This is a genomic window from Evansella sp. AB-rgal1 (assembly GCF_041820985.1).
In the GTDB taxonomy this organism is placed as follows: domain Bacteria; phylum Bacillota; class Bacilli; order Bacillales; family Salisediminibacteriaceae; genus Evansella.
This window is the reverse complement of the sequence record NZ_JBGUAU010000038.1, coordinates 1-21168: the sequence shown is the minus strand read 5'-3', so window position 1 is coordinate 21168 and position 21168 is coordinate 1. Positions and strand designations below refer to the sequence as shown.

Genomic DNA, 21168 nt, shown 5'->3' with positions numbered 1-21168 from the left:
GGATTTATCTCTCCCTAATATTAGCGAATTGAAAACAGGCAATAATTACAGTAGAAAGTCCGATGCCAAAGAGTATCCCTCCAGTCACTAAAAAGTTATTTATATAACTTTTTATCATTAAATGATACATTGAAGTATCTGCCCCACCTTGTTGGTGAAGCCAAGAATTAGCTATTGATGTGCCAAAATTAGTACTGAAAAATAATAGAATAAATCCAGTAACAGTTAATATTGAGCCTAAAATCATAAAATTTTCTTTTTTCATTATACCCCTCCATATCCATAGCTCAATGCTTTCCTTCTTTCACTATCCTTCCCGTTTTGGAACAAAAGCAGCGACAGCCTGTTGTGCTAACGCTTCCCTATCGTTGAATAAGAATTTAGCTTTCATCAACATTTACAATAATTTCACCAAATATTTCATCACCAATATAAACGTTTAGCTTCCATAATCCTGCTGTTGGAAACCCCATATGTGATGGAATGTGGATATCAGCCCCATTGTGAGGATTAATTCCTAAATTTTGGTACTCCCATACTTTGTTTCCAGATGTTCCAATTAGCACTTTGTGTTCTTCTCCTTTTTCGTTCATACCAACAACTCTTAGTGTTCCTTCAACTTCTTCTCTTTCTCCCCATAAATGCCACATATATTTATTATCTTTTCCTGCAATAATTGGATGAAATTCTGCTTCTCCCTTTTACCAGAGCCTACTAAAAAACCAATTCTTCCTTCCTCTCCAATCAAAACATATTCTCCTTCTGTTCCATCTCCAAATGTAACAGGAATATGAAAAGTTGAACTTCCTTCCATTCCTCTTTATCTACTATTTCTGTTTTATCAGAACAATCTACAAACATTCCTTATAAAAGCAAACAAAATATAATTCTTTTCATAGTACCTCCTCATATACTGGACGAAAAGCACACCACAAATGTTTCGTAAAATTCGGTAAATTATAATTAAAAAACACCACTTCTTTTCCAAACGCTTCTTTAAAGTAACAGCCGGTAGAAATTCTTCATCTCATCTTCCCTTTGGCACCAAGGTAGGAGCATCGACAGCTTCTTGTGCTATCGCCCCCTTACTTTCACCCATATATAATTTTTTTCATTTAATTACCCCCGAAACATTACATTTCACCATTGAAAATCATTATCCTTCTTGAACTAACTCCTTTACCTTAACATAATTTCCCAGTTTATAGATACAAAAAAAGAGCTGCAACATTGCAACTCCAAAATTTTAGTAACAAATTCAAGATTTTCTCTACTCCCTTTTAGAGATGTAAAAAAATCTATTCGGACGACATCTGAAATTCTCGATCCCACGAAAGATCTAATTCTTCTAAAAATGAATAAAATTTATTAGACTCTACTTCTTTGTAAGTCATGTGTAGGAAAGGCTCACTTATATAGATTCTATCATAGTGGATATGCATTCTCGTCGATGGATTCCCTTCCGAGTATAGAAGATGTAACGTAAAATTGTTTCCCCCAAGACCCTCATCCGAAGTCGAAGTCTTTTTCAATTCAGTTGAAATTAATTGTTCGTAGATAGAGTCAATAGTAGATGAATCATCTATAACAGTTGAAAATCCTTTGTTATTATCTACATCAAGGTATGTTACTTCTATTTCAGATATGTTCCAATTCTCATCATGATTAATGTAATAGTTCTGAATGTCGATATATTCATTTTCGAAAGTCGTGTATCTGGTTTGGTCATAAACGAGATAGGATATTACAAAAACGATAAGAATACCAACAACAATGAAGTAATGTTTTTTCTTCATGAAATCCTCCTTCTACCAAATCAAAAGAATGATGATTCACGTTTTTTACAACACTAGATCAACATAAAATGAAGATCGTGTTCTTTTTTTACCTGGTTCTTAAGTGAAGCACTTCATAAACTAAGTAAATTACTCCCCTTTATGTTAACATAAATAGCCAAATCTTTCCTCTTTCAAAAGACAAATCACATCAAAATCACAAGAAGGAAATATGTATTTCCACCAGTTTTTTTCTCTGTTTCATCGAGATAGTGGGCGAACTAATTTTTCAATATGGGTAAAAAGTTTTATTTAACATTTCCAAATACAGAAGCGTTTCCTTCTACCTAATCAAAGTATGTAGTGTATGAATCATCCTAAAAGCCTATTTAGAGTTTTTCAACGGAGTTCCCACATGGTATAATAGAAGTATATGAAAGATAAGGTGGATGTAAATGGAATCAAAAAATATGGGTACTCCCGATCTAAAACAAATTCAATACGCCCTCTATACAATCAATAGACATGCAAAAACAGCTCTCAATCCTTCAGAATTATATCATTTAAAAAAGACCACTCTTAAAAGGCTCCTAGCAGAAAAACGTGCAGAAAAAGTCAATCTCCAATATAGTATAAATCCAAGAAATGGACTTCAAAGTTCCGTTGTACTAGTTAAAGTAGGTACAACAGATAATGAGTTGAAATTCTATTTTCATATGCTTGCGGAAAAAGGCGACTTTGACCTTAACCTTAAACACATTGGTAAGATTGATAATAATATTAACAACCCTAAAGTTCACATGGGATTAGAAACGGCAAAAAGTATTTTGTATCGTTATATAAAAGAGAAGCCATTAGGAAGTACAAAAAAACATACTAGAGCTAAAGTGAAACATCTCGATAACGTGTTTGTCTCTTCTTATTTAGATGGAAGGAAACGGTACTGAATTATAGGCGTTGGTAGTTTTTCCATACTAGGCCTCTCATGAACGTTACCGCAAAAAAACAAAAAACACCCATGATACAGTATTGTTTTACCGCATCATGGGTTTTTTCTATTTATTTCTTAATACTAATCTTATTCCCTTTATCGCATTCCATCTCTAGTTCCAGCTTCTTAACATCCTTTGCATTAACACCTACTACCTCTAATACATGAGCAACGATTGCATCCTCTTCCATATCTTTTGTTACTTTTAACTTAGCAATAATGCTTTCCATCTCTTTTACTGCTTTTTTACCTTTTATCTTTTTATCACCATGCTCAATTTCTGCTTTAGCCTTCTTCCTTTTCTTTTCATATTCCCATTCCATTTCGGTCTTATCCATTAGTTCAATTTCCAATTCAAACTTAGCGATCTTCATTCCTTTTACTTGCTTTTCCTTTTCAACTTCAGCTGGATCTTCCACTAAGATATCTTGATCATCCTCTTGATCATGCTCTTCCGCAAACCCTTCATTCGTTCCAACAAAAACCAAACCTACTAGTAATACAAATGAAGCTAACCAAAACAAACTTTTCTTTGCCATCTAGTTTTTCCTCCTATGTAATCTGTTTTTTCACAGATGGTAATAAAAACAATATTAAGATAACCCCGAAAAACCTTTTTATACCGAAAAAAAGTACAACGAGCAGGTTTATTTTGCTTGATGTGCTTTTTTATGAACGACTACTCGATCTTACATAGAGACAAATAAAACAAGATAAAAAAATTAGGCAAAGCTACAAAAGTCTTCATGTGTCATACTTTTTCAAGTTGAATATAGAAAATCGTATCTATTTGATTAGTTATTGATATTATAGTCTCTTAACAAATCCTCGTATTGTTCTTCCGTAGCATCTAACACCAAGATGTCATCAGTGTCTAGATAGTCATACAGTTCTTGTGCATGTTGATCTGTATAAGGGGCGATACCAATACCTACTCGATTTTCAAAAGTAAACTCTCTTACAAAGTAGATTTCGAAATTCTCTGATTGATATTCTTTTTCTTCTATCAATCTTTTATTTAACCCAACATCTGTATGAAATAACTGCTGCCGTGAAAATTCCACCTTCCTAAATTCTACATCAAATTTATTATCAACTAACTTTAAAACCGTATCCTTAAAGCTTTGCTCTAGTTCTTCTGAAGATGCAATGACAAGATATGGAGTATTGTTTTCCGAATGAAGGTGATATGTTCTGTATGCTAAATCCATAAAGTCGATTGAATCATCTATATACATCGAAACTATCTCTTGTAAATGTGCAACTGCAGGACCACGATCTTCCCATTCATCAAGATGAGAAGAATACAAAGTAATTGTTTCTTCCTGATTACCCCATTTTACAGTTATCTCTATATACTCATCATTCTCTTTGATGCTTCCCCTTCTCCCATCAAAACCTATTCCACTTATCCAATATTCTTTATCGCTTTGTAAGTTATTTGTGGACTGCTCCCATTTTTTTGAATCGCCTTTCACTGAAGTTGTAATTTCCAACTCTTCTACATTCTGAATATCTACAGATTCTCCCTTGTAAGTTAGCTTCAATTCATAGGAATGTAAACCTTGGGCTTCAATTGTTTGATTTCCAACCTTATAACTTACATCACCAGATACTCCTTCACCAAAGTAATAAAACTCCCCTTCCCAATGATTACTCTCTCCTTTAAATAAGTACTCATATATATATAAACCAAACACTTCATCATAAACAGTCCTTTTCGCTTCTTCTTGGTGTACTTCAATTTCATTATCCATTTCATTTTCTATATCTCCTAGTATTTCATCTCCTTTCCTGTAGTTATCTACAATTAATGTAGCAACAAAAACAAAGAGCACTAGAGCACCAATAGCAACAAATCCTCCAAGCGACTTCAAGTCATTTCCTCGAAAAAACGAGGGCTTTTTGACACTTCTTTGAATATCCATATTCATAAGTGAATTATGTATCTTTTTTTTCTTAGAAACATTAACAGAGGGCTTTGGCATATTTTTCAATTTTTCATCTACATCATCCCTGTGAACTCGTTTCACGATACATCCCCCTCTCCAGATTCTTGCGTAAAGCATCCTTTGCACGAAAATATGTTAATCGAACCTTATTTTCACTCCACTGTAACGCTTCTGCTGTGTCCCGGACGGATAACTCTTGAATCCCCCTTAATATAAGAACATCACGATAATTCTCTTTTAAAGATTGAATACCAAGGTAAATGTTCGCTTTTTCCTCATTCCATTCAAAGATACTCTCTGGAGAAACCACAGATTTGGTTTCATGTTTGGATTCAAATGAAATCATCTTCTTCCATATGCTTTTCTTCTTGATACGATACTCGTCAACAGCAAGATGACGAGCAATACTAAGCAACCAGGTTTTCGGATTTGATTGCCACTCAAATAAATCTATATTTTTCCAAGCACGAATATACACTTCCTGCAGCAAATCCTCAGCCTCATGAAATCCTACTCGATAAATTAGAAAATGATATACATCATCGCTATACTGGTGAAACCACTCCGAAATCCGCTCCTTATCAGTCATTCTCTCTCCCCCATCAGTAAATCCATCTATTAAATTAGACGTATATAACATCCAATATATTTCATTTTCCACAAAATAAGGTTATCATAGATTTTCAGTATCCTAGCAGTTAATACAATGAACTTAAGAAAATACGGTAGGATCAGCATTCGTTTGTATAACTGAAAATGGCGACCTAAATAAAAGTTTACAGAAAAAACAAAAGAACGTCTCTGCATCGTACAGAAACGTTCTCTCTATGAGCAGAAATTAATTTAGTCCTTTCTCCCTCACAACCTCTACATTCTTCACTCTTCCACCGTTAAACACAAAGCCTGTAACCTCTTCTCCTTCTTTCATAAACTCCACAACGAAGGTAAAAGGTGCATTCGTTACAAACTTATTTTCCTCCAACTGATAAAGGACCTGTTCCCCATGTCGGAAATGAGAAAGGTATAAAGCACCATCCTTTTTTACTACTTCATATGCGGTATCTAACTCAACACTATGATATCGCCCTTCATATACAGAACTATCCTCAGGAGTAAATGGCGCAAGTTTTTTCAACGGAACAAGCTTTTCCTTTGTTTTCAAAACAGGACTTTCTCCAAGGTATAGATCCAAGTTAAACTGATCAATTACAAAATGATTACCTGATACATGAGTTAATGGAGCTGACCCATACGCATTTTTCATATGTACACTACCATCTTTTACAAAAACATCAAACGCCATATGCAAAGAATCAGATGATGGGAAATAATAGCCTTCCACTTTTCCTGTATCCAATTTTCCCTCGTATTCTTTAGGTTGGTCTACTTGTAGCTCCTTCTCTTCATAACCAAACAGCGCATCTGCAACCGCAAATGCTGCATCCTTCATGAGCATATTTTGCGTATTAGAGAACAGCACGATATCAATGTCATCATCTGTAAATCTCAACATCGCACTTCTATAAGAAGCATCCGCTCCGCCATGTTCAATATACTTGTGACCTTTATGTTCTCCTACGAACAGTCCACCAGCGTAGCTACTTTCTAATCCATCCGATAAAGTTGGCTTTTCACACATCATTTGAATGGTCTCTTCCTTGCAAATAGTAGGAGTATTATAGTTCTCCATCCACTTCAAAAAATCTGTTGCAGTTGTATTCAAGGAGGTCGCTCCATATGTTCCATAGTTAAGAACGCTATAAACATAGTCTCCTGTTCCATCATCGTAATAGGAATTTGCTTTGTGAGGGATTACCTTCCAATAATTATCCTTGAAAAACGTGCTCTTCATCCCCAAAGGTCTGAATATCCGTTCTTCTGCGAACTCATTCAGCGTTTTTCCTGACAACTTCTCCACGATTTCTGCCAATAGAGAAAAATTGGAGTTACTATACAAAAACTGAGATTGTGGCTCAAAATTAAGTTTTCTTTGTTTTCCTATCAACGATAATGCATCTCGTTGGGTAATGGTATCCACAATTCTCACACCACTTAAGCCTAGTAACTCCCATTGATCGCGAATACCACTTACATTATTCATCATCTGACGAATCGTTACCGGCTCTTGAAACGCGATATATTCAGCTACATACTCCCTCACATCATCATCAATGTGTAACTTCCCATCCTCTTGCAGCAACAGCACGCACATGACTGTTATTTGTTTCGAAACAGAAGCAACATGAAAAACCGTCTCATCCCTCACAGGTATTTCATGTTCTATGTTGGCATATCCAAAATTATTCTTATAAACTACTTCTCCACCTTTTCGAACAACAACCTGCCCACCAGGACATAGACCATTTTGCCATTTTGAAAAAATAGAGTCTATTCTCTTTTCCATTTTATTCATACCTACACCTCGCATTTGTATTAGTAATCTATCACATATTTCGATACACGAAGTAAAATACCCTTTTAATGACTCTAAAATGTTTCGGCTGGGAGGAGAAAAATACAAAGAACAAGAGCAATTACTAGGTCCATTATTCTATTTATCACAAGTTCTTATGAAACTTGTCCTTAATACGAACACATTTATTTAAGTGTATAAATATATGTCTTGTGGCAGGCATCAGTAGTAAACCTGCAATGTCTTTTCTGCTCCAATAATCAGCTAACCATTTAGAATTTTTATTAACTGCATCTTCATCAAATAACCGTTTTATTCTTTTTGGTTCCACCTTCATATTACATTGTTCAGGACTTAACAAAGAAATAACCTCTTGTGTTCGCTTACCAACTACTTCCCTATATTCTAATAATGAATGAAAATCAAGATTTGCGCTTAACAAAGCAACCTCTTCTTCACTCATATCATTCCCAGAATGCGAAAACGGGATATTCATTTTCTCTAGCCAGGTCGCAGTGTGAAGAACTTGCTGTTTATCAGCTACTAATATATTCATCGTCATATCTTCAATACGGGTAATATGCCAAAGATGCCACGCAATTGAATTTCTAGTATCAGGATTAGACACTGGATATTGTCTAAATACGTTTTCATCCAAGTTATTCACTATTTCATCTGCTAAGGTAGTTTCAGCTAAGTTACTAATAGAGGAAGAGTGTAGAACAGAATGCAATGATAACAATAACTTTACTGCTTCATTGTGTTTTTCTGGCTTCAATAGAATTTCTCTACATTTTTTATGGGTTTCATTCCAAATTTTCCTTTGACCCTTATCCACTGTAAATTTCCCTCTTTTCACTTTTTCCTTAAACAAAATTGCTTGTTCGTTTAATGTTCTGTTCCTATGAACGAATTACTTTAAGTGAAATTTCTCTCATAGGTGTTGTTGGATCACATGGAGCAATAGTGATTTATAATCTTCATAAGTCGTTCAGAACTCTCCGAGGAGACACTTTCTGATAATAATCAACTTTAGTTTAACATCATTTTCCAGTTGGTAGGTAGAAAAAAAGAGCTGCAATTGCAACTCGTACTAACTCACCCATTTCTTAAGGAAAGTCATCTCCCTCTAAACGACATACTTTTATAAGTTTACGTTACGCCTTTGTTGATTTCTCTTCCAGCTTCGCCTCCTTGTACACCCTATTTCCTTCATTGAATAATAGTTTTATTGTTTCCATCATGACTTTCCGATTTTCCGGCTCCATACTAGTTACGATTTTGATAATCTCCATTATTTTTTTCCACTTATCTTGTGTTAGGTCATCAATGGTATTCACATTGGTAGTATCCAATATTTGAAACAATGAATCAACAAAATGACTTCGTTGAGATTCATTTAACTTCTGCAGCATCGACTTCAAAGTTCCATCTACAATTCTACTTTCCTTGGACACATTTGCCACGCAAATAAAAGAGTTTCCCAATACATCCCAAGACATAGGATCATGCTGCATAAGTAATTTTTCTCCACTTTTTACAACCATAATTTCCTCTTCATGCTCCAGCATCATTCCTACGATGGAAGACTGAGGAACAATAGTTTTCACCTTTGGAAGCATATCTTTGTATTCCATGCATTCAATGACATCCCTGTGAAAACCAGGACCATCATTATTGTATACCGTAGTAATTCGTTCTCGAATAGCAGCGCTACTTTTCACAGCAGCATATACTGCCAAATTACCACCCTTAGAGTGACCACCTGCTAGAATGTTTTTATCTAAATTCCCTACCGCTTTCTCTAAATAAACAATAGCTTCTAGTTGTGCAGGAACAGGAGACATAAAGGTCATATTAAAATTCTCTTTCCAACCGACAATCGTATTATCTGTTCCACGAAACGCAACAAAAACGTTGTCCTCATCCAACGTGATGGTGACCGCGGAAAATTGTTTCTGTGTGTGGTGGTCAATAATATTCACATAGTTCGATAGAGACATCTCCGCAAAACGTTCGCATGAAGCCATTTTTTCCAAAAGATGAACAGACATTTTCATTAAAAAATTTAAATTATTTATTTCTAACTCAGAATGCTGTGTAAAAAATAAATCCGATGCCTCTTTAATTGTGATATCTTGGTCACTATGTAAACCAGGTACAATCTGTTCAAAATTCACATACGACATCTGGGAAAGAATAAGGTTATCCACTTCATTAAAAGGCGATTGCTTTAACGTCAAATCACCCCGCCAATCCAAATAATCCATTATATTAGCCACATATCCTCACCCCTTCTGGAAGCATTGGGGACGGTTCTCGTTGCTTCCTTCGTTTAGCTAAACGAAATACTTATTCTAGCCCTCTTAGGAATTCTTTAAAACTAATCGAAAATTCCCCTCTATATTGAACACATTATGATTACTCAATTCTATCTATACAGACTTCATCTACATTGTAATAAAATATTATTTTTTTTCCAAACCAAAATCTAGTCGGTTTCGTCTAAAATGTAGGAAGAGGTGATACATAAGATGAATGATTCAAATCAAATAGCTGTTACGGAAGAAAACTTGGAAGACCGCGAACTAATCATCGATCAATTGATGGATGAATATAGCGATATCATTCTCCATCTAGTATATACATATGTCAGAAATCAAGCTACTGCAGAAGATTTAACTCAAGAAATATTTATTAAGTGTTATGAAAAATTAGATCAGTTTCATCACCAATCATCAATTAAAACCTGGTTATACAAAATTGCTGCTAACCATTGTAAGGACTACTTACGAAGCTGGCATTATCGAAAAATAACTTTAAATGAGAAGCTTTTTGAATATCTCCCGTCCAAATCCAAGGAAGTGGAAGAGGAAATCGTGACTAGAAACGAAGAGAATAGTCTAGCAACCGCAGTCATGACCCTACCACTAAAATATAGGGAAGTGGTATTTCTTCATTATTACGAAGAGCTAACAATAGCGGAGATAAGTAAGGTGACTGCTGTTAATATAAATACTCTGAAAACAAGATTAAAACGTGCGAAGGAATTACTAAAAGATGAAATGACGAAGGAGGTTTAAAGGATGACTGATCCATTTATAAATCTAAAGAGATCCCTGAAGAAAACAGTGTTTAAGGACTTATCCTTTTCTTGTGAGAGGAAACATGCAGTGAGAGAGAAGATTCGCGGTAAGCAATCTCATCTCCATTTTCATACCTGGGAAGAAGAAACTCTAGTCGCTGTGTTAGAATCGGTTCAGCAAGATGAAAAAATCGGCTACGACATCTCCACCTTCCTTTTCCAAAAAAACATTAATAGTTTTAAAAACAACGAAGGACAATTATATACTTTATTGCATTTCTTCGAAAACAAAGGGATTCTACAATCCAATTGGAAAGATGAAAAGAAATATTATTCTTTAACTAGAAAAGGGAAGAAGCTTTTAGTAGGTGCAAGGAAGCAAGAACATGCGAAAGTGGAACGAGGAACTCTGAAGCAATTATTAGAGGAGGCGTCATTATGAGCTCTTCTAAGTTTGAGGAATACTTAGGAAAAGTTACTTCACGAGTAAAATGGAAAGCTGCTCATAGCATGATAAAAAAAGAGTTAACTATACATTTAGAACAACTCAGTAGCTGCTACCAAAATCAAGAGTATTCCAAACAAGAAGCGGAAGAAAAAGCGATCGCTGAAATGGGGAATCCATATACTGTTGGTGAGAATTTGAATCGTCTACATAAGCCGAAAATGGACTGGGTGCTAGTATCTTTATTTTTTATTATTGCTGGGATTAGTTTTCTTCCTTTGGTTGGGGGAATACCCCAATTCGATTTACCTGGCTCATATTTTTTACAGCGACAAGCACTTTGGTATACCTTTGCGATTTCTATGATCATCATTATGCTATTCTTTGATTATCGAAAGTTATTGAATTGGTGGAAACTATTTATTGCGGTTGGAATTACGCTACTCTTATTCACACATTTCTTTGGAGTTCCTAAAGCTGGGATAATGAGATGGGTTTTAATTGGAAATATTCATATTGATGTAAGTGGAGTATCATTATTTTTCTTTTTCGTTGGATGGGCAGGCATTATAAGTAAGATACATGATGAATTTACAACGTGGAAAAAACAAGTATTAGTACTTCTCTTATTTTGGTTTCCAATCTTACTTTACACCGTCCTCCCACAATTCATCACGAGTATCATCTATTTTGTATGTGTTGTAACGATGTTTGCGTTTTCTGGTGTAAGTAAAAAGTTTGTTATTAAATCGCTAGCAATAAATGGAGTATTTGGAATCGCATGGCTCTCTATTCTAAGCTACTTCATAATGAATACTCAGCATCGCTTGGACAGACTACTTGCTTTTATTAATCCTGTTGAACACGCATTTGGTGCTGGATATATAAACTTACTTATAAGTGATGTTCTTTCCCAAGCTGGATGGTTTGGAAATGGCATATTTAACGGAATTAATATGCGGAGCTTGCCAGAATCACATACTGACTACGTTTTCCCATGGCTTGTATATTCCTTAGGGTGGACATTTGGAATCTTCCTTTGTTTGTTGCTATTACTTTTTATTTGTCGTATTTCAGTAAATGCGTTGAAAACAAAGGACTTATTTGGAAGATTGCTGGTCATGGGAGGTGCTGCACTATTCACCGTTCCAATTTGCTGGAACATACTAATGGTTGTAGGATTACTACCGATTACTGGAGTCTCCCTCCCATTTATAAGTTATGGAGGAACGATGTTACTTTTTTACTCAGCAGTATTAGGCATCATTCTCAGTGTATACCGCAGAAAGGGAAGCATTGGGGACAGTTCTCCTGCTTCCTTCGGTTCTCGAAATAGTGGATGATGACAAACAGATGTATTTAACTGTTCATCATCTTTTCTCGATTAACAGGGGCAGTTTAAAGTCCCTTTTTACCATCAGATTCCTTTTACATGTCAGACAGGAAAGTTATTTTCTAAAAATGGATAGATCCACAACTTAAAATAAAGGCGGTTTATTTTCCATTACCAGTCTGATTTAGTGAGCAATGGGGGGGCGTCCTCCTGCTCCTTTCATTTGAGGAGATAGTTAGTAGCACTGCCCCCTTTTTTATCATAATGTTATTGCACGTGTGCTGGAAGCTGTGAGTAAATAAGTCCTTATGAGAACATCATAAGTACATATTCAACGGAACCACAATGACAATATTTATCTGATATTAATCACAACTCGTCTCTTAACCGTTCCAGAGTCTCTATGGATAACCCAGTTACATCCTTAATGACCTCCAATGACATTTTTTTATCCAACATCTTCCTTGCTACCTGAACTCTTCCTTCTTGTAGTCCTTCTTGTCTACCTTCTTGTCGACCCTCTTCCCTCCCAATCTCTCTACCTTTTCTTTCATAAGATGTCATGATCTCCATAATCTTTTCACCTTCTTCCGGTTTCATCAACTTCACCTCATCTAAAAATAATTGCTCTTCCTGTTCCGATAATTTCAAGTATGATTCAAAAAAACCTGCGATGAGAGCCTCCCTTGCTGTGTCTAATTCTAATCGAAGAAGCATTCTAAAAAACTCTTTCTTCACTTCTATTTTTTCACTTATAGTATACCCCATTTTGCTTAATAGAGCAGCGGCAATTGGGTTATCATAGCGTATAAATTCACGCCAATTTTGCTTCTTTAATTCAATAATTAAAAATTGAAAATCTAAGGGTTTTAAAAAAGGAAAGTCTATTTGGAAAGAATCTGGTTCATTGCGTGGATTGTTATAACTAAAGATTGCTATTGGCACGATTTTTCTACGGTATTTTTGATAAAGACGACTAAAATAAATAAACATTCTTTCATTAAAATTATCTTGTTTATAAGATTGAGGTTCAACATGCACAATGACGAGTCCTGGTTCATCCTTAACCTTCGTCTCAACAACTAAATCAAGCCGAAACTTCTCGCCTTCCGTTACATCTGTAAATAATTCTTCTGAGAGAAAACGAAGTGTTTGAAAATCAAGATGCTCGTACACATTTGGAAAAAACAAATGGATAAACTCTTCAAAAAAAGTTTCTATCAACTCTTTAAACAACCGGTCATGATCCAGTCTGGAACTCATTATCTCCTCATCCCCTTCGATAGAACATATGTTCAAACTTAATTTACAACGAACATTCGTTCTTGTCAATGAGTTAGAACCGAAACGAAAAATAAACCGGAACTTACTAGGTTCCTATTATAACCATTAGCTTCTATTAACCTCCTCTTCTTGCCCACCAATCTAAAAACACACGAAAAGCTAGTATATAGTTCTACTTTCTCTAATCACAAAAAAACAAAGTTGCATCTTTTATCCTCCGCAACTTTGTCTCTCCACCCTATTTTATCGCCTTCAAAACATCAAACAAAACCTCTTTAAACTTCTCACGATCCACCGCTTCACACACTCGTACGTTTGGAGAATTACCAGTACGATTATTGATATCCACCAAACTATAGCCTCTCGTGAGCTCTCCAACCGTTTCCACATCCACAAAATAGCTAGTAGACTTTGTCATGATAGATTCATTCGCAGCAATCGCTACTAAAAGAGCATCAGGGTGCGTAGTGCCATTTAATCGGTGTACATCCCTGTTAAATTGCTTTACAACTCTATTTACATTGATAAAGAAATCGGAACCGCTAGTTCCCAACTCACGAATCTCCTCATGATCACGATCATCCATAAGGGAGTACTGCGTACACATATCCCACCCTACCATCGTCATAGGAATTCCAGAATGCAAAACAATCTTTGCAGCTTCGGGATCAACCCAGAAATTATATTCTGCAGCAGGGGTAATGTTACCTAAACTGTTATTTGTTCCACCCATAATATAGAGGTGCTTGATATCGCCTACGATCTCTGGTGCTTTCTTAATCGCCATTGCAATATTCGTCAATGGAGCGATGGCAAGTAGATTTAATTCCCCAGGAAATTCCTTCACTTTATTGATAATAAAGTCTACAGCATGACCTTCTTCCGGTCGTTGGCTCGCTTTTTCAAAAAAAGAATCGCCCATACCATCACTGCCATGAACATCCTCTACCGTTACATGCTGTTTATTCCCATAGGAGAATAAAGGGCCTTCATACCCCTTATAAACGGGAGTGTAAAAATCAGCATCAGCTACTTGAATCGTGTAAAGTGCATTCTCAATTTGTTGTTGAAACGCTACATTCCCACCAGTAATGGTTACACCTTCTACTTTAAAAAAATGTAATGCTGTCAACAAAGCGATTGTATCGTCTCCTGCGGTATCCGTATCTATTATTACACGTTCCATCGGTTTCACCTCACCCATCTTGCCTAGCTAATTGGGAAATTTGACGGAAGAATTCGTCTCGATCCACATCATAGACTAAATTTACTTCTTTCCCATTCTCACATAGTTCCGTCTTCCCTTGACTCGGACCGTCGGCAATCGCTCTACTAGAAACCTTCTTTGTTTTTACCAAATCAGGATTTGCGATAGTCATTGTTGTTAATACATCCCAAAGGAAATAGGTTGAGTTAGTAACAAAATGCTGAAGTGGCGGAACCATGGCATAGCATTGACCTAAGAAATCAATTCCAATATCAGAGCGATTTTTAGCCCAATCATCACGAACGCTCGATGTTAAAGGAACCTTATTTGTGCTCTCTAATGCTACAAGGTCAATTTCAATATTCGTATCCCATACTCTTGCAACTGCCTCTGGATCCCAAAAAGCATTCCATTCGGCAGTTCCATCATGTTCTGGCTCTTCCACATTTCCTACTTCAAGAAATGTTCCCCCCATCCAAACAAGTTTTTCTATATTTTTCTCTATTTCGGGATCTTCATCTAGCGCTCTTGCTAGATCTGTTAATGGGCCAACAAAAAGAAGGGTAATAGGTTCATCTGAGTTCTTAATTTTTTCTATCATATGTATATGTGCTGGAGTTTCCGTTTCTTGTGTACGAATTTCTCCTGCTTCATTTAAAATTGGTAGAGCGTCTACGAAAAATGCATGCATTCTCCAATCCTTTGGAAATGGATTTTTTCCACGAGACGTAGAAGCTGCAATTTCAACTTTCTTCCCTTTCCCAAATCGGTCAATTATCTTTCTACTTGCAAACATGGCAGGCTCCAAATAACAATCGGCAGGGATTACTCCAACTCCAACAACTTCCACACCTTCCATTTGAAGAAGAAGAAATAGGGAGATGAGATCATCCACACCACCATCATGATTCAAATAAACCTTTTTCATCAATCCAACATCACCTTTCTTGGAAGCATTGGGGACGGTTCTCCCTGCTTCCTTCGTTTAGCGAAACGAAATATTTATATATTGGTAACACCCCTGCAATCACTTTTGATATGAATCTTCTCTATGAAGGAACAAGGATACATACTAGTTTAACTTATCCCTCTAACAGCTACAACAAGTTACGACATTTTTTTTAAAAGGCTTTATTTCCTTTTAGAAAAACTTAGGTTATCCCCAAGTCTTCCTAGCGAATCTAATAGTTTTTCTTACACTTTCTTTCATTAGTAAAGGTAAACATTCTTAAAGAACAGAAAAGCCAAAGACTGCCATCAGGATTTGCTCCAATGCAACTAATATCTCTACTTTCCACTACCGTCTTAAAATGAGTACTAAACTTTCCCAATATACCATATGCTAAAAAGGAATCTATCCACTGATAATATTGAATCTAATTGATAAAGAAAGCGTTTACTTCTCATATATAAAAATATTTTCACAATGTTTATGTAGTTTACATTCTTTTTGCAAAGTAGTTATATAAGAAACAAATATATCATTCCATTAGAACTATAGAAGATTTTCTCTCATCAACCCTTTATCTTCTTATGTTTTTTCGTGTTGGAAATTCTTTTTGTTTTTTACAAGTGTTATTTCTTTCTTTTTAAAAGATAGTTTATTATAATCATTACATAATAATAATTATAGATTTCTAACATATAAGTTTTTAAACTATTAGAATCTATATTATTAATAAGAATCTATAAAAGAAGGGAAGAAAAAAATATGCAATCTTTTGATAACAATAGTGGTGGAAAATGCCCATTTAATCACGGTGCCGCAACTAGTCCGAAAACTAGCGGTACAACAAATCAAGATTGGTGGCCAAATCAACTAAACCTAAATATTTTACATCAACACGACAAAAAATCGAACCCTATGGGTGAAGAATTTGATTATACGGAAGAATTTAAAAAGCTAGACTATGAAGCACTTAAAAAAGATCTTACTGATCTAATGACAGACAGCCAAGATTGGTGGCCTGCTGATTATGGTCATTATGGACCATTCTTTATCCGTATGTCTTGGCACGCTGCCGGTACATATCGTATGGGTGATGGCCGCGGTGGTGGTGGAACTGGGAACCAACGTTTCGCTCCACTTAATAGCTGGGCAGATAACGGTAATCTTGATAAAGCTCGTCGCCTTCTATGGCCAATTAAGCAAAAATATGGAAACAAGATCTCCTGGGCCGACTTACTCCTACTAACAGGGAATGTTGCGATTGAATCTATGGGTGGAAAAACATTTGGTTTTGGTGGAGGTCGCCCGGACATTTGGCATCCAGAAGAAGACATCTACTGGGGTGCTGAAACAGAGATGTTAGGTGATAACCGATATTCAGGTGATCGTGAGCTTGAAAATCCACTTGCGGCTGTTCAAATGGGTCTTATCTATGTTAACCCAGAAGGTCCTAACGGAAAACCAGACCCTATTGCAAGTGCTCGAGACATTCGAGAAACATTTGCCCGTATGGGAATGAACGACGAAGAAACGGTTGCGTTAGTTGCTGGTGGACATACATTTGGGAAAGCACATGGTGCTGGAGATCCTGACCATGTTGGTCCTGAACCAGAAGCAGCTCCAATTGAAGCGCAAGGCTTTGGTTGGCAAAGCTCCTATGGAAGTGGGAAAGGGCGAGACACCATCACAAGTGGTATTGAAGGTGCTTGGACTGCGAACCCTACACAATGGGATAATGGTTACTTTGATTTATTATTTGGATATGAGTGGTGGCTAACAAAGAGTCCTGCAGGAGCATGGATCTGGCATATTGTAGATCCTGATGAGAAACATTTAGCACCAGATGCAGAAGATGCTTCCATAAAAGTTCCAACAATGATGACTACTGCAGATATGGCATTACGTCATGATGCAGAATACGAAAAGATCGCTCGACGTTTCCATGCAAATCCAGATGAATTTGCAGACGCTTTTGCACGTGCATGGTTCAAACTTCTTCACCGTGACATGGGTCCTAAAGCAAGATATTTAGGCCCAGAAGTTCCAAAAGAAGATTTAATTTGGCAAGATCCTGTACCAGCTGGTAACTATGATCTAACGGATGCAGATGTTGCAGAATTGAAAGGAAAAATCTTAGCTTCCGGTCTATCCGTAGGGGAACTAGTTACAACTGCTTGGGCTTCTGCTAGTACGTTCCGTGGTTCTGATAACCGTGGTGGTGCAAATGGTGCCCGCGTACGTCTTGAGCCTCAAAAGAATTGGGAAGTAAATCAACCTGAGCAACTTTCAAAGGTTCTAAATGTACTAGAAAGCATTCAAAACGACTTTACAAAAGAAGTTAGCCTTGCAGATTTAATTGTACTTGCTGGTAGTGCTGCAGTAGAAAAAGCAGCAAAAGATGCAGGTTTTGATGTAACAGTTCCATTTGCTCCTGGACGTGGAGATGCAACACAAGAGCAAACAGATGCTGAAAGCTTCGAAGTGCTAGAGCCTGTTGCTGATGGATTCCGTAACTATCAGAAAAAACAGTACAGTGTAAGTTCAGAAGAGCTTCTTGTAGACAAAGCTCAATTACTTGGTTTAACTGCTCCTGAAATGACGGTACTTATTGGTGGTATGCGTGTACTAGGAACAAACCACGGGGCAACACAACACGGCGTATTCACAGAAAACGTTGGTACACTTACAAACGACTTCTTTGTTAACTTGCTTGACATGGGAGTAGAGTGGAAACCAGTAGAAGATGGTGAATATGTTGGACGTGACCGCAACAGTGGTGAGGTAGTACGTACAGCAACAAGAGTAGACCTTGTGTTTGGTTCTAACTCGATTCTTCGTGCCATTGCTGAAGTATACGCTCAAGAAGACAACAAAGAGAAATTTGTACGCGACTTTGTAGCTGCTTGGGTGAAAGTAATGAACGCAGATCGCTTTGACTTAGCAAAGTCTGAGCTTAAAAAAGCAGAACTAGCTAGTAAATAACACAACTTCCGCAATAAAAATGAATAGAAACAAAAAGTAAATATAAAAAGACATCCTTTTTGGGTAAGTAGAGTCACCACAACCCTACCCAAAAAAAGGATGTCTTTTTTTGCTTCTATTTTACCAAAATCAAACTTTGAGTAACTTCAACGCCTCTAGAGGTGTATTGTTGAACAAACTATTAGACACTCCTCAGCAACTAATACCATGCTGCACTTTTCTTAAAATCATAGAAAAGTGTGTTATCTTCTGTCACTCTACATGTTGTAAAAAAATTCAAATATAAAACTAGCAAAAACAATGAATTATTTTCTCGATTCTATTTTTCACATATACATAAAAAAGGCATATGAATAAAAAACAAATAATTTTTTCATCAGAAGTTGTTTTTACTTAGAAGCGTTATGTTACTTATATAGAGTAAATTGCAGCAAGATATTTATAGGGGAGGGGGAAAACCTATGGAAGGTTATCATGATAAGGTAGGGCCAAATTGTCCCTATTGTAAGCATACGTTTACACAATTCATCCCATGGCCAGATATATTTGATTTCCCAAAGTGTAAATACGAGATGTGGAATAAAAATACCGCAACATGTCCTGTCTGTCACTCTTTTGATAGAGAAAGACTTTATAAGTTATATATCGAAAGGGAAACGGATTTGTTGGATAAGCCGCAACGTATATTACATGTTGCACCAGAAAAAAATTTAAAAGCTTGGATAAAAGGGCAGTTAAACATTTCCATTGTATTCGGAGATTTAACTCCTATGGATACTGAAACGGTAAAAATAGATATAACAGAAATTCCTTACAGCAATGATTACTTTGATGTTATCATCTGCAGTCATGTACTGGAGCATATTATGGATGATCAAAAGGCTATGTCAGAATTATATCGGGTGTTGAAGCCTGGAGGATGGAGTATTTTACAAGTACCAATCGCTCTAAATTTTGACAGAATCATAGAGGATGAAACGATCACATCATCTGAAGCAAGAAGAGAACATTTTGGTCAAGATGATCACGTTAGGATCTATAATAAGGAAGGTTATTTAAGTAGACTACAAAAGGCGGGATTCTCTGTCATTCCATACAACTTCGCTGAAAAGTATGGGCTAGAGGAAGCAAAACAATACGGATTATCAGAGAGTGATATATTATATATAGGAACGAAGTAATAAGGTGGCTAGTAGAAAAATAGCTTAAAGAAACAAGGATGTGTCAAAGGAAACATACTTTTGACACATCCTTGTTTCACTAGTGTGTAGTATTCAACGTTAACATTTTGCGTAAAAATATATTCTTTACTATTAATAATCTGGGGGATTTGAAATCAGCCTATCGATAAGTATATTCGACGATAGGCTAGTCTTTGTTGGCTTTGGTGAAAAATAATGAACATCATTACCTCTAGTAGAAAGGTAGTTGATTTAGATGGGTCTATAATAATAGACATTAACTCAACTTATGAAAGTCTTGTTATTGTTAAATTTCGACCTCTATAATTAGGAGAACCACCTACTGTATTAGTTCCAATGGAAATACTATCTCCTGCATTTAAAGCTATTTGATGGACTACTCCGATTGTTCCACTTCCTTGAAAAGACGTCCTAAATGCAGTTGAGTTAATAAAGCCAAGATTTCTTTGAAGTATAAAGCCTGCTGTTCCTGAAACACCTTCTAAAAGTATATGTGCATTGATTTCATATACACCACTTGTTAAAACTTGAATAGAAGTAGAACTTGATGAGGTATTCAAACAAGGACCTGCACTGTCAAAAACTACGTTACTTCCAATCGTTACAGGTAGAGTCGTAGCCCCCCTTAGTGACCCATATCCTAAACTTGCTTGAGGCCCTTGCTCGCCTTGTGGTCCCTGTTCTCCCTGTGGTCCTTGTACACCCTGAGGTCCTTGCTCACCTTGAGGCCCTTGTTCTCCTTGAGGTCCTTGAATACCTTGAGGGCCATGTTCACCTTGAGGCCCTTGTTCTCCCTGAGGTCCTTGAACACCCTGAGGTCCTTGATCTCCCTGTGGTCCTTGAACACCTTGTGGTCCTTGCTCACCTTGAGGTCCTTGTACACCCTGAGGTCCGGTTTCTGAACCTAATAGTTCATCTGAAACAAGTCGATGGGCTGTAACTAAATTACCTGCTGCATTTTTACCCCACACGGAAATCTCTATATCATCTTCGGCTGCCCCATCTATTGTAAAAATATATTCAAAGGAATTGAAAGTAGCATTATAGGTTCTTGTTACTACTTGATTAGGAGCAATTGCAAATAGTTCGTTTACATATAGTGTTCTAGAGGCGTTTAATATAAAGCCTCTAATGGATACAGTACCAAAATTAGTTGTGCTTTGATTCGTGATTTTTATAGTCACTTGAGTACTTGGTCTAACTCCACCCACAGGTGTGTTTTCAATTGGTCCTGTCAATAACTCTGGCATAGTAACACCCTCCTTTCTTAATACAACGTATTCAGAAATCCATCTTTAGATTGAGCTTATGTCTTGTACCCTGTGGATTGACAGTAAAAAGGGTCGGGGTTGTGTTATAAGTAGTTCCGTTTAGAGGGGAGAAAAATAAAAATAATACAGCAAAAACGAGACCTTTTCACAAAGTGAATCTGACTCGTTTTACCATAAATTAACATTATGATAAATGTACTTAAACTCCCTCAGGTTGATACTACCAGGTGAGGATAATTTACGGAGGTTAGGTAGTGAGATTTTGAAATAAGCGGATAT

At 36.5% G+C, this 21168-nt stretch carries 20 protein-coding genes; 6 read left to right on the top strand and 14 right to left on the bottom strand.

Features of this window, described 5'->3' with window-relative positions; translation table 11 throughout:
- Positions 1–4: 4 nt before the first annotated feature.
- The 4 genes from ACERII_RS22760 to ACERII_RS22745 all read right to left on the bottom strand — a co-directional run bounded on the left by ACERII_RS22760 (position 5) and on the right by ACERII_RS22745 (position 1796).
- Positions 5–265 carry a hypothetical protein gene (locus tag ACERII_RS22760; protein ID WP_373645274.1) on the bottom strand — a complete coding sequence of 87 codons (261 nt, stop codon included), beginning with the start codon at positions 263–265 and terminating at the stop codon, positions 5–7.
- 115 nt (positions 266–380) lie between these two features.
- Positions 381–650 (bottom strand): hypothetical protein, encoded by a 270-nt coding sequence (locus ACERII_RS22755; RefSeq protein WP_373645273.1) that lies wholly within the window; start codon positions 648–650, stop codon positions 381–383.
- Entirely contained in the window at positions 605–814 is a 210-nt protein-coding gene (locus tag ACERII_RS22750) for a hypothetical protein (RefSeq protein WP_373645272.1), read from the bottom strand. Before ACERII_RS22750 ends, ACERII_RS22755 begins: the two co-directional genes overlap by 46 nt.
- 484 nt (positions 815–1298) lie before the next feature.
- Positions 1299–1796, bottom strand: a complete 498-nt coding sequence (locus tag ACERII_RS22745; protein ID WP_373645271.1) for a hypothetical protein — start codon at positions 1794–1796, stop codon at positions 1299–1301.
- A 434-nt stretch (positions 1797–2230) separates the two neighbouring features.
- Between ACERII_RS22745 and ACERII_RS22740 the strand changes: the two genes are divergently transcribed.
- Positions 2231–2722 carry a YkyB family protein gene (locus tag ACERII_RS22740; RefSeq protein WP_373645270.1) on the top strand — a complete coding sequence of 164 codons (492 nt, stop codon included), beginning with the start codon at positions 2231–2233 and terminating at the stop codon, positions 2720–2722.
- A gap of 112 nt (positions 2723–2834) precedes the next feature.
- Here the strand turns inward: ACERII_RS22740 and ACERII_RS22735 are convergent, their stop codons facing one another.
- The 6 genes from ACERII_RS22735 to ACERII_RS22710 form a co-directional block, all read right to left on the bottom strand.
- Positions 2835–3305, bottom strand: a complete 471-nt coding sequence (locus tag ACERII_RS22735) for a YusW family protein (protein ID WP_373645269.1) — start codon at positions 3303–3305, stop codon at positions 2835–2837.
- A gap of 255 nt (positions 3306–3560) precedes the next feature.
- Positions 3561–4799 (bottom strand): hypothetical protein, encoded by a 1239-nt coding sequence (locus ACERII_RS22730; RefSeq protein ID WP_373645268.1) that lies wholly within the window; start codon positions 4797–4799, stop codon positions 3561–3563.
- Complete coding sequence (locus tag ACERII_RS22725; protein WP_373645267.1) at positions 4777–5307, bottom strand: RNA polymerase sigma factor; 531 nt, start codon at positions 5305–5307, stop codon at positions 4777–4779. The genes ACERII_RS22730 and ACERII_RS22725 overlap by 23 nt, the downstream gene beginning before the upstream one ends.
- 249 nt (positions 5308–5556) lie before the next feature.
- The gene (locus ACERII_RS22720; RefSeq protein WP_373645266.1) at positions 5557–7131 is read right to left on the bottom strand and encodes a serine hydrolase domain-containing protein; all 1575 of its coding nucleotides are present in this window, start codon (positions 7129–7131) and stop codon (positions 5557–5559) included.
- Between the two features lie 145 nt (positions 7132–7276).
- On the bottom strand, positions 7277–7969 hold the full coding sequence (locus ACERII_RS22715; protein WP_373645265.1) for a DinB family protein: 693 nt from the start codon (positions 7967–7969) through the stop codon (positions 7277–7279).
- Positions 7970–8288: 319 nt separating this feature from the next.
- Positions 8289–9413, bottom strand: a complete 1125-nt coding sequence (locus ACERII_RS22710) for a DUF2974 domain-containing protein (RefSeq protein ID WP_373645264.1) — start codon at positions 9411–9413, stop codon at positions 8289–8291.
- A 252-nt stretch (positions 9414–9665) separates the two neighbouring features.
- Here ACERII_RS22710 and ACERII_RS22705 point away from each other — a divergent pair, with 252 nt between their 5' ends.
- Genes ACERII_RS22705 through ACERII_RS22695 form a run of 3 tightly spaced genes read left to right on the top strand, consistent with a single transcriptional unit; the run spans position 9666 to position 12004 of the window.
- Positions 9666–10214 (top strand): sigma-70 family RNA polymerase sigma factor, encoded by a 549-nt coding sequence (locus tag ACERII_RS22705; RefSeq protein ID WP_373645263.1) that lies wholly within the window; start codon positions 9666–9668, stop codon positions 10212–10214.
- A gap of 3 nt (positions 10215–10217) precedes the next feature.
- Positions 10218–10658: a PadR family transcriptional regulator gene (locus tag ACERII_RS22700; RefSeq protein WP_373645262.1), complete on the top strand. Its 441-nt coding sequence runs from the start codon at positions 10218–10220 to the stop codon at positions 10656–10658.
- Positions 10655–12004, top strand: coding sequence for an FtsW/RodA/SpoVE family cell cycle protein (locus tag ACERII_RS22695; protein WP_373645261.1), 1350 nt, complete (start codon positions 10655–10657; stop codon positions 12002–12004). The genes ACERII_RS22700 and ACERII_RS22695 overlap by 4 nt, the downstream gene beginning before the upstream one ends.
- Before the next feature lie 359 nt (positions 12005–12363).
- Here ACERII_RS22695 and ACERII_RS22690 read toward each other — a convergent pair whose 3' ends face one another.
- The 3 genes from ACERII_RS22690 to ACERII_RS22680 form a co-directional block, all read right to left on the bottom strand.
- Positions 12364–13260: an RpnC/YadD family protein gene (locus ACERII_RS22690; RefSeq protein ID WP_373645305.1), complete on the bottom strand. Its 897-nt coding sequence runs from the start codon at positions 13258–13260 to the stop codon at positions 12364–12366.
- Between the two features lie 256 nt (positions 13261–13516).
- Positions 13517–14464: a nucleoside hydrolase gene (locus tag ACERII_RS22685; protein WP_373645260.1), complete on the bottom strand. Its 948-nt coding sequence runs from the start codon at positions 14462–14464 to the stop codon at positions 13517–13519.
- A gap of 10 nt (positions 14465–14474) precedes the next feature.
- A complete protein-coding gene (locus tag ACERII_RS22680; RefSeq protein WP_373645259.1) occupies positions 14475–15416 on the bottom strand; it encodes a nucleoside hydrolase in 942 nt (313 codons plus the stop codon).
- A 780-nt stretch (positions 15417–16196) separates the two neighbouring features.
- On the opposite strand from ACERII_RS22680, the gene katG reads away from it, so the two are divergent.
- Positions 16197–18416 carry a catalase/peroxidase HPI gene (gene katG / locus ACERII_RS22675; RefSeq protein WP_373645258.1) on the top strand — a complete coding sequence of 740 codons (2220 nt, stop codon included), beginning with the start codon at positions 16197–16199 and terminating at the stop codon, positions 18414–18416.
- 461 nt (positions 18417–18877) lie between these two features.
- Positions 18878–19597 carry a class I SAM-dependent methyltransferase gene (locus ACERII_RS22670; RefSeq protein WP_373645257.1) on the top strand — a complete coding sequence of 240 codons (720 nt, stop codon included), beginning with the start codon at positions 18878–18880 and terminating at the stop codon, positions 19595–19597.
- A gap of 287 nt (positions 19598–19884) precedes the next feature.
- Here ACERII_RS22670 and ACERII_RS22665 read toward each other — a convergent pair whose 3' ends face one another.
- Positions 19885–20868 carry a hypothetical protein gene (locus ACERII_RS22665; RefSeq protein ID WP_373645256.1) on the bottom strand — a complete coding sequence of 328 codons (984 nt, stop codon included), beginning with the start codon at positions 20866–20868 and terminating at the stop codon, positions 19885–19887.
- Between the last annotated feature and the right edge of the window lie 300 nt (positions 20869–21168).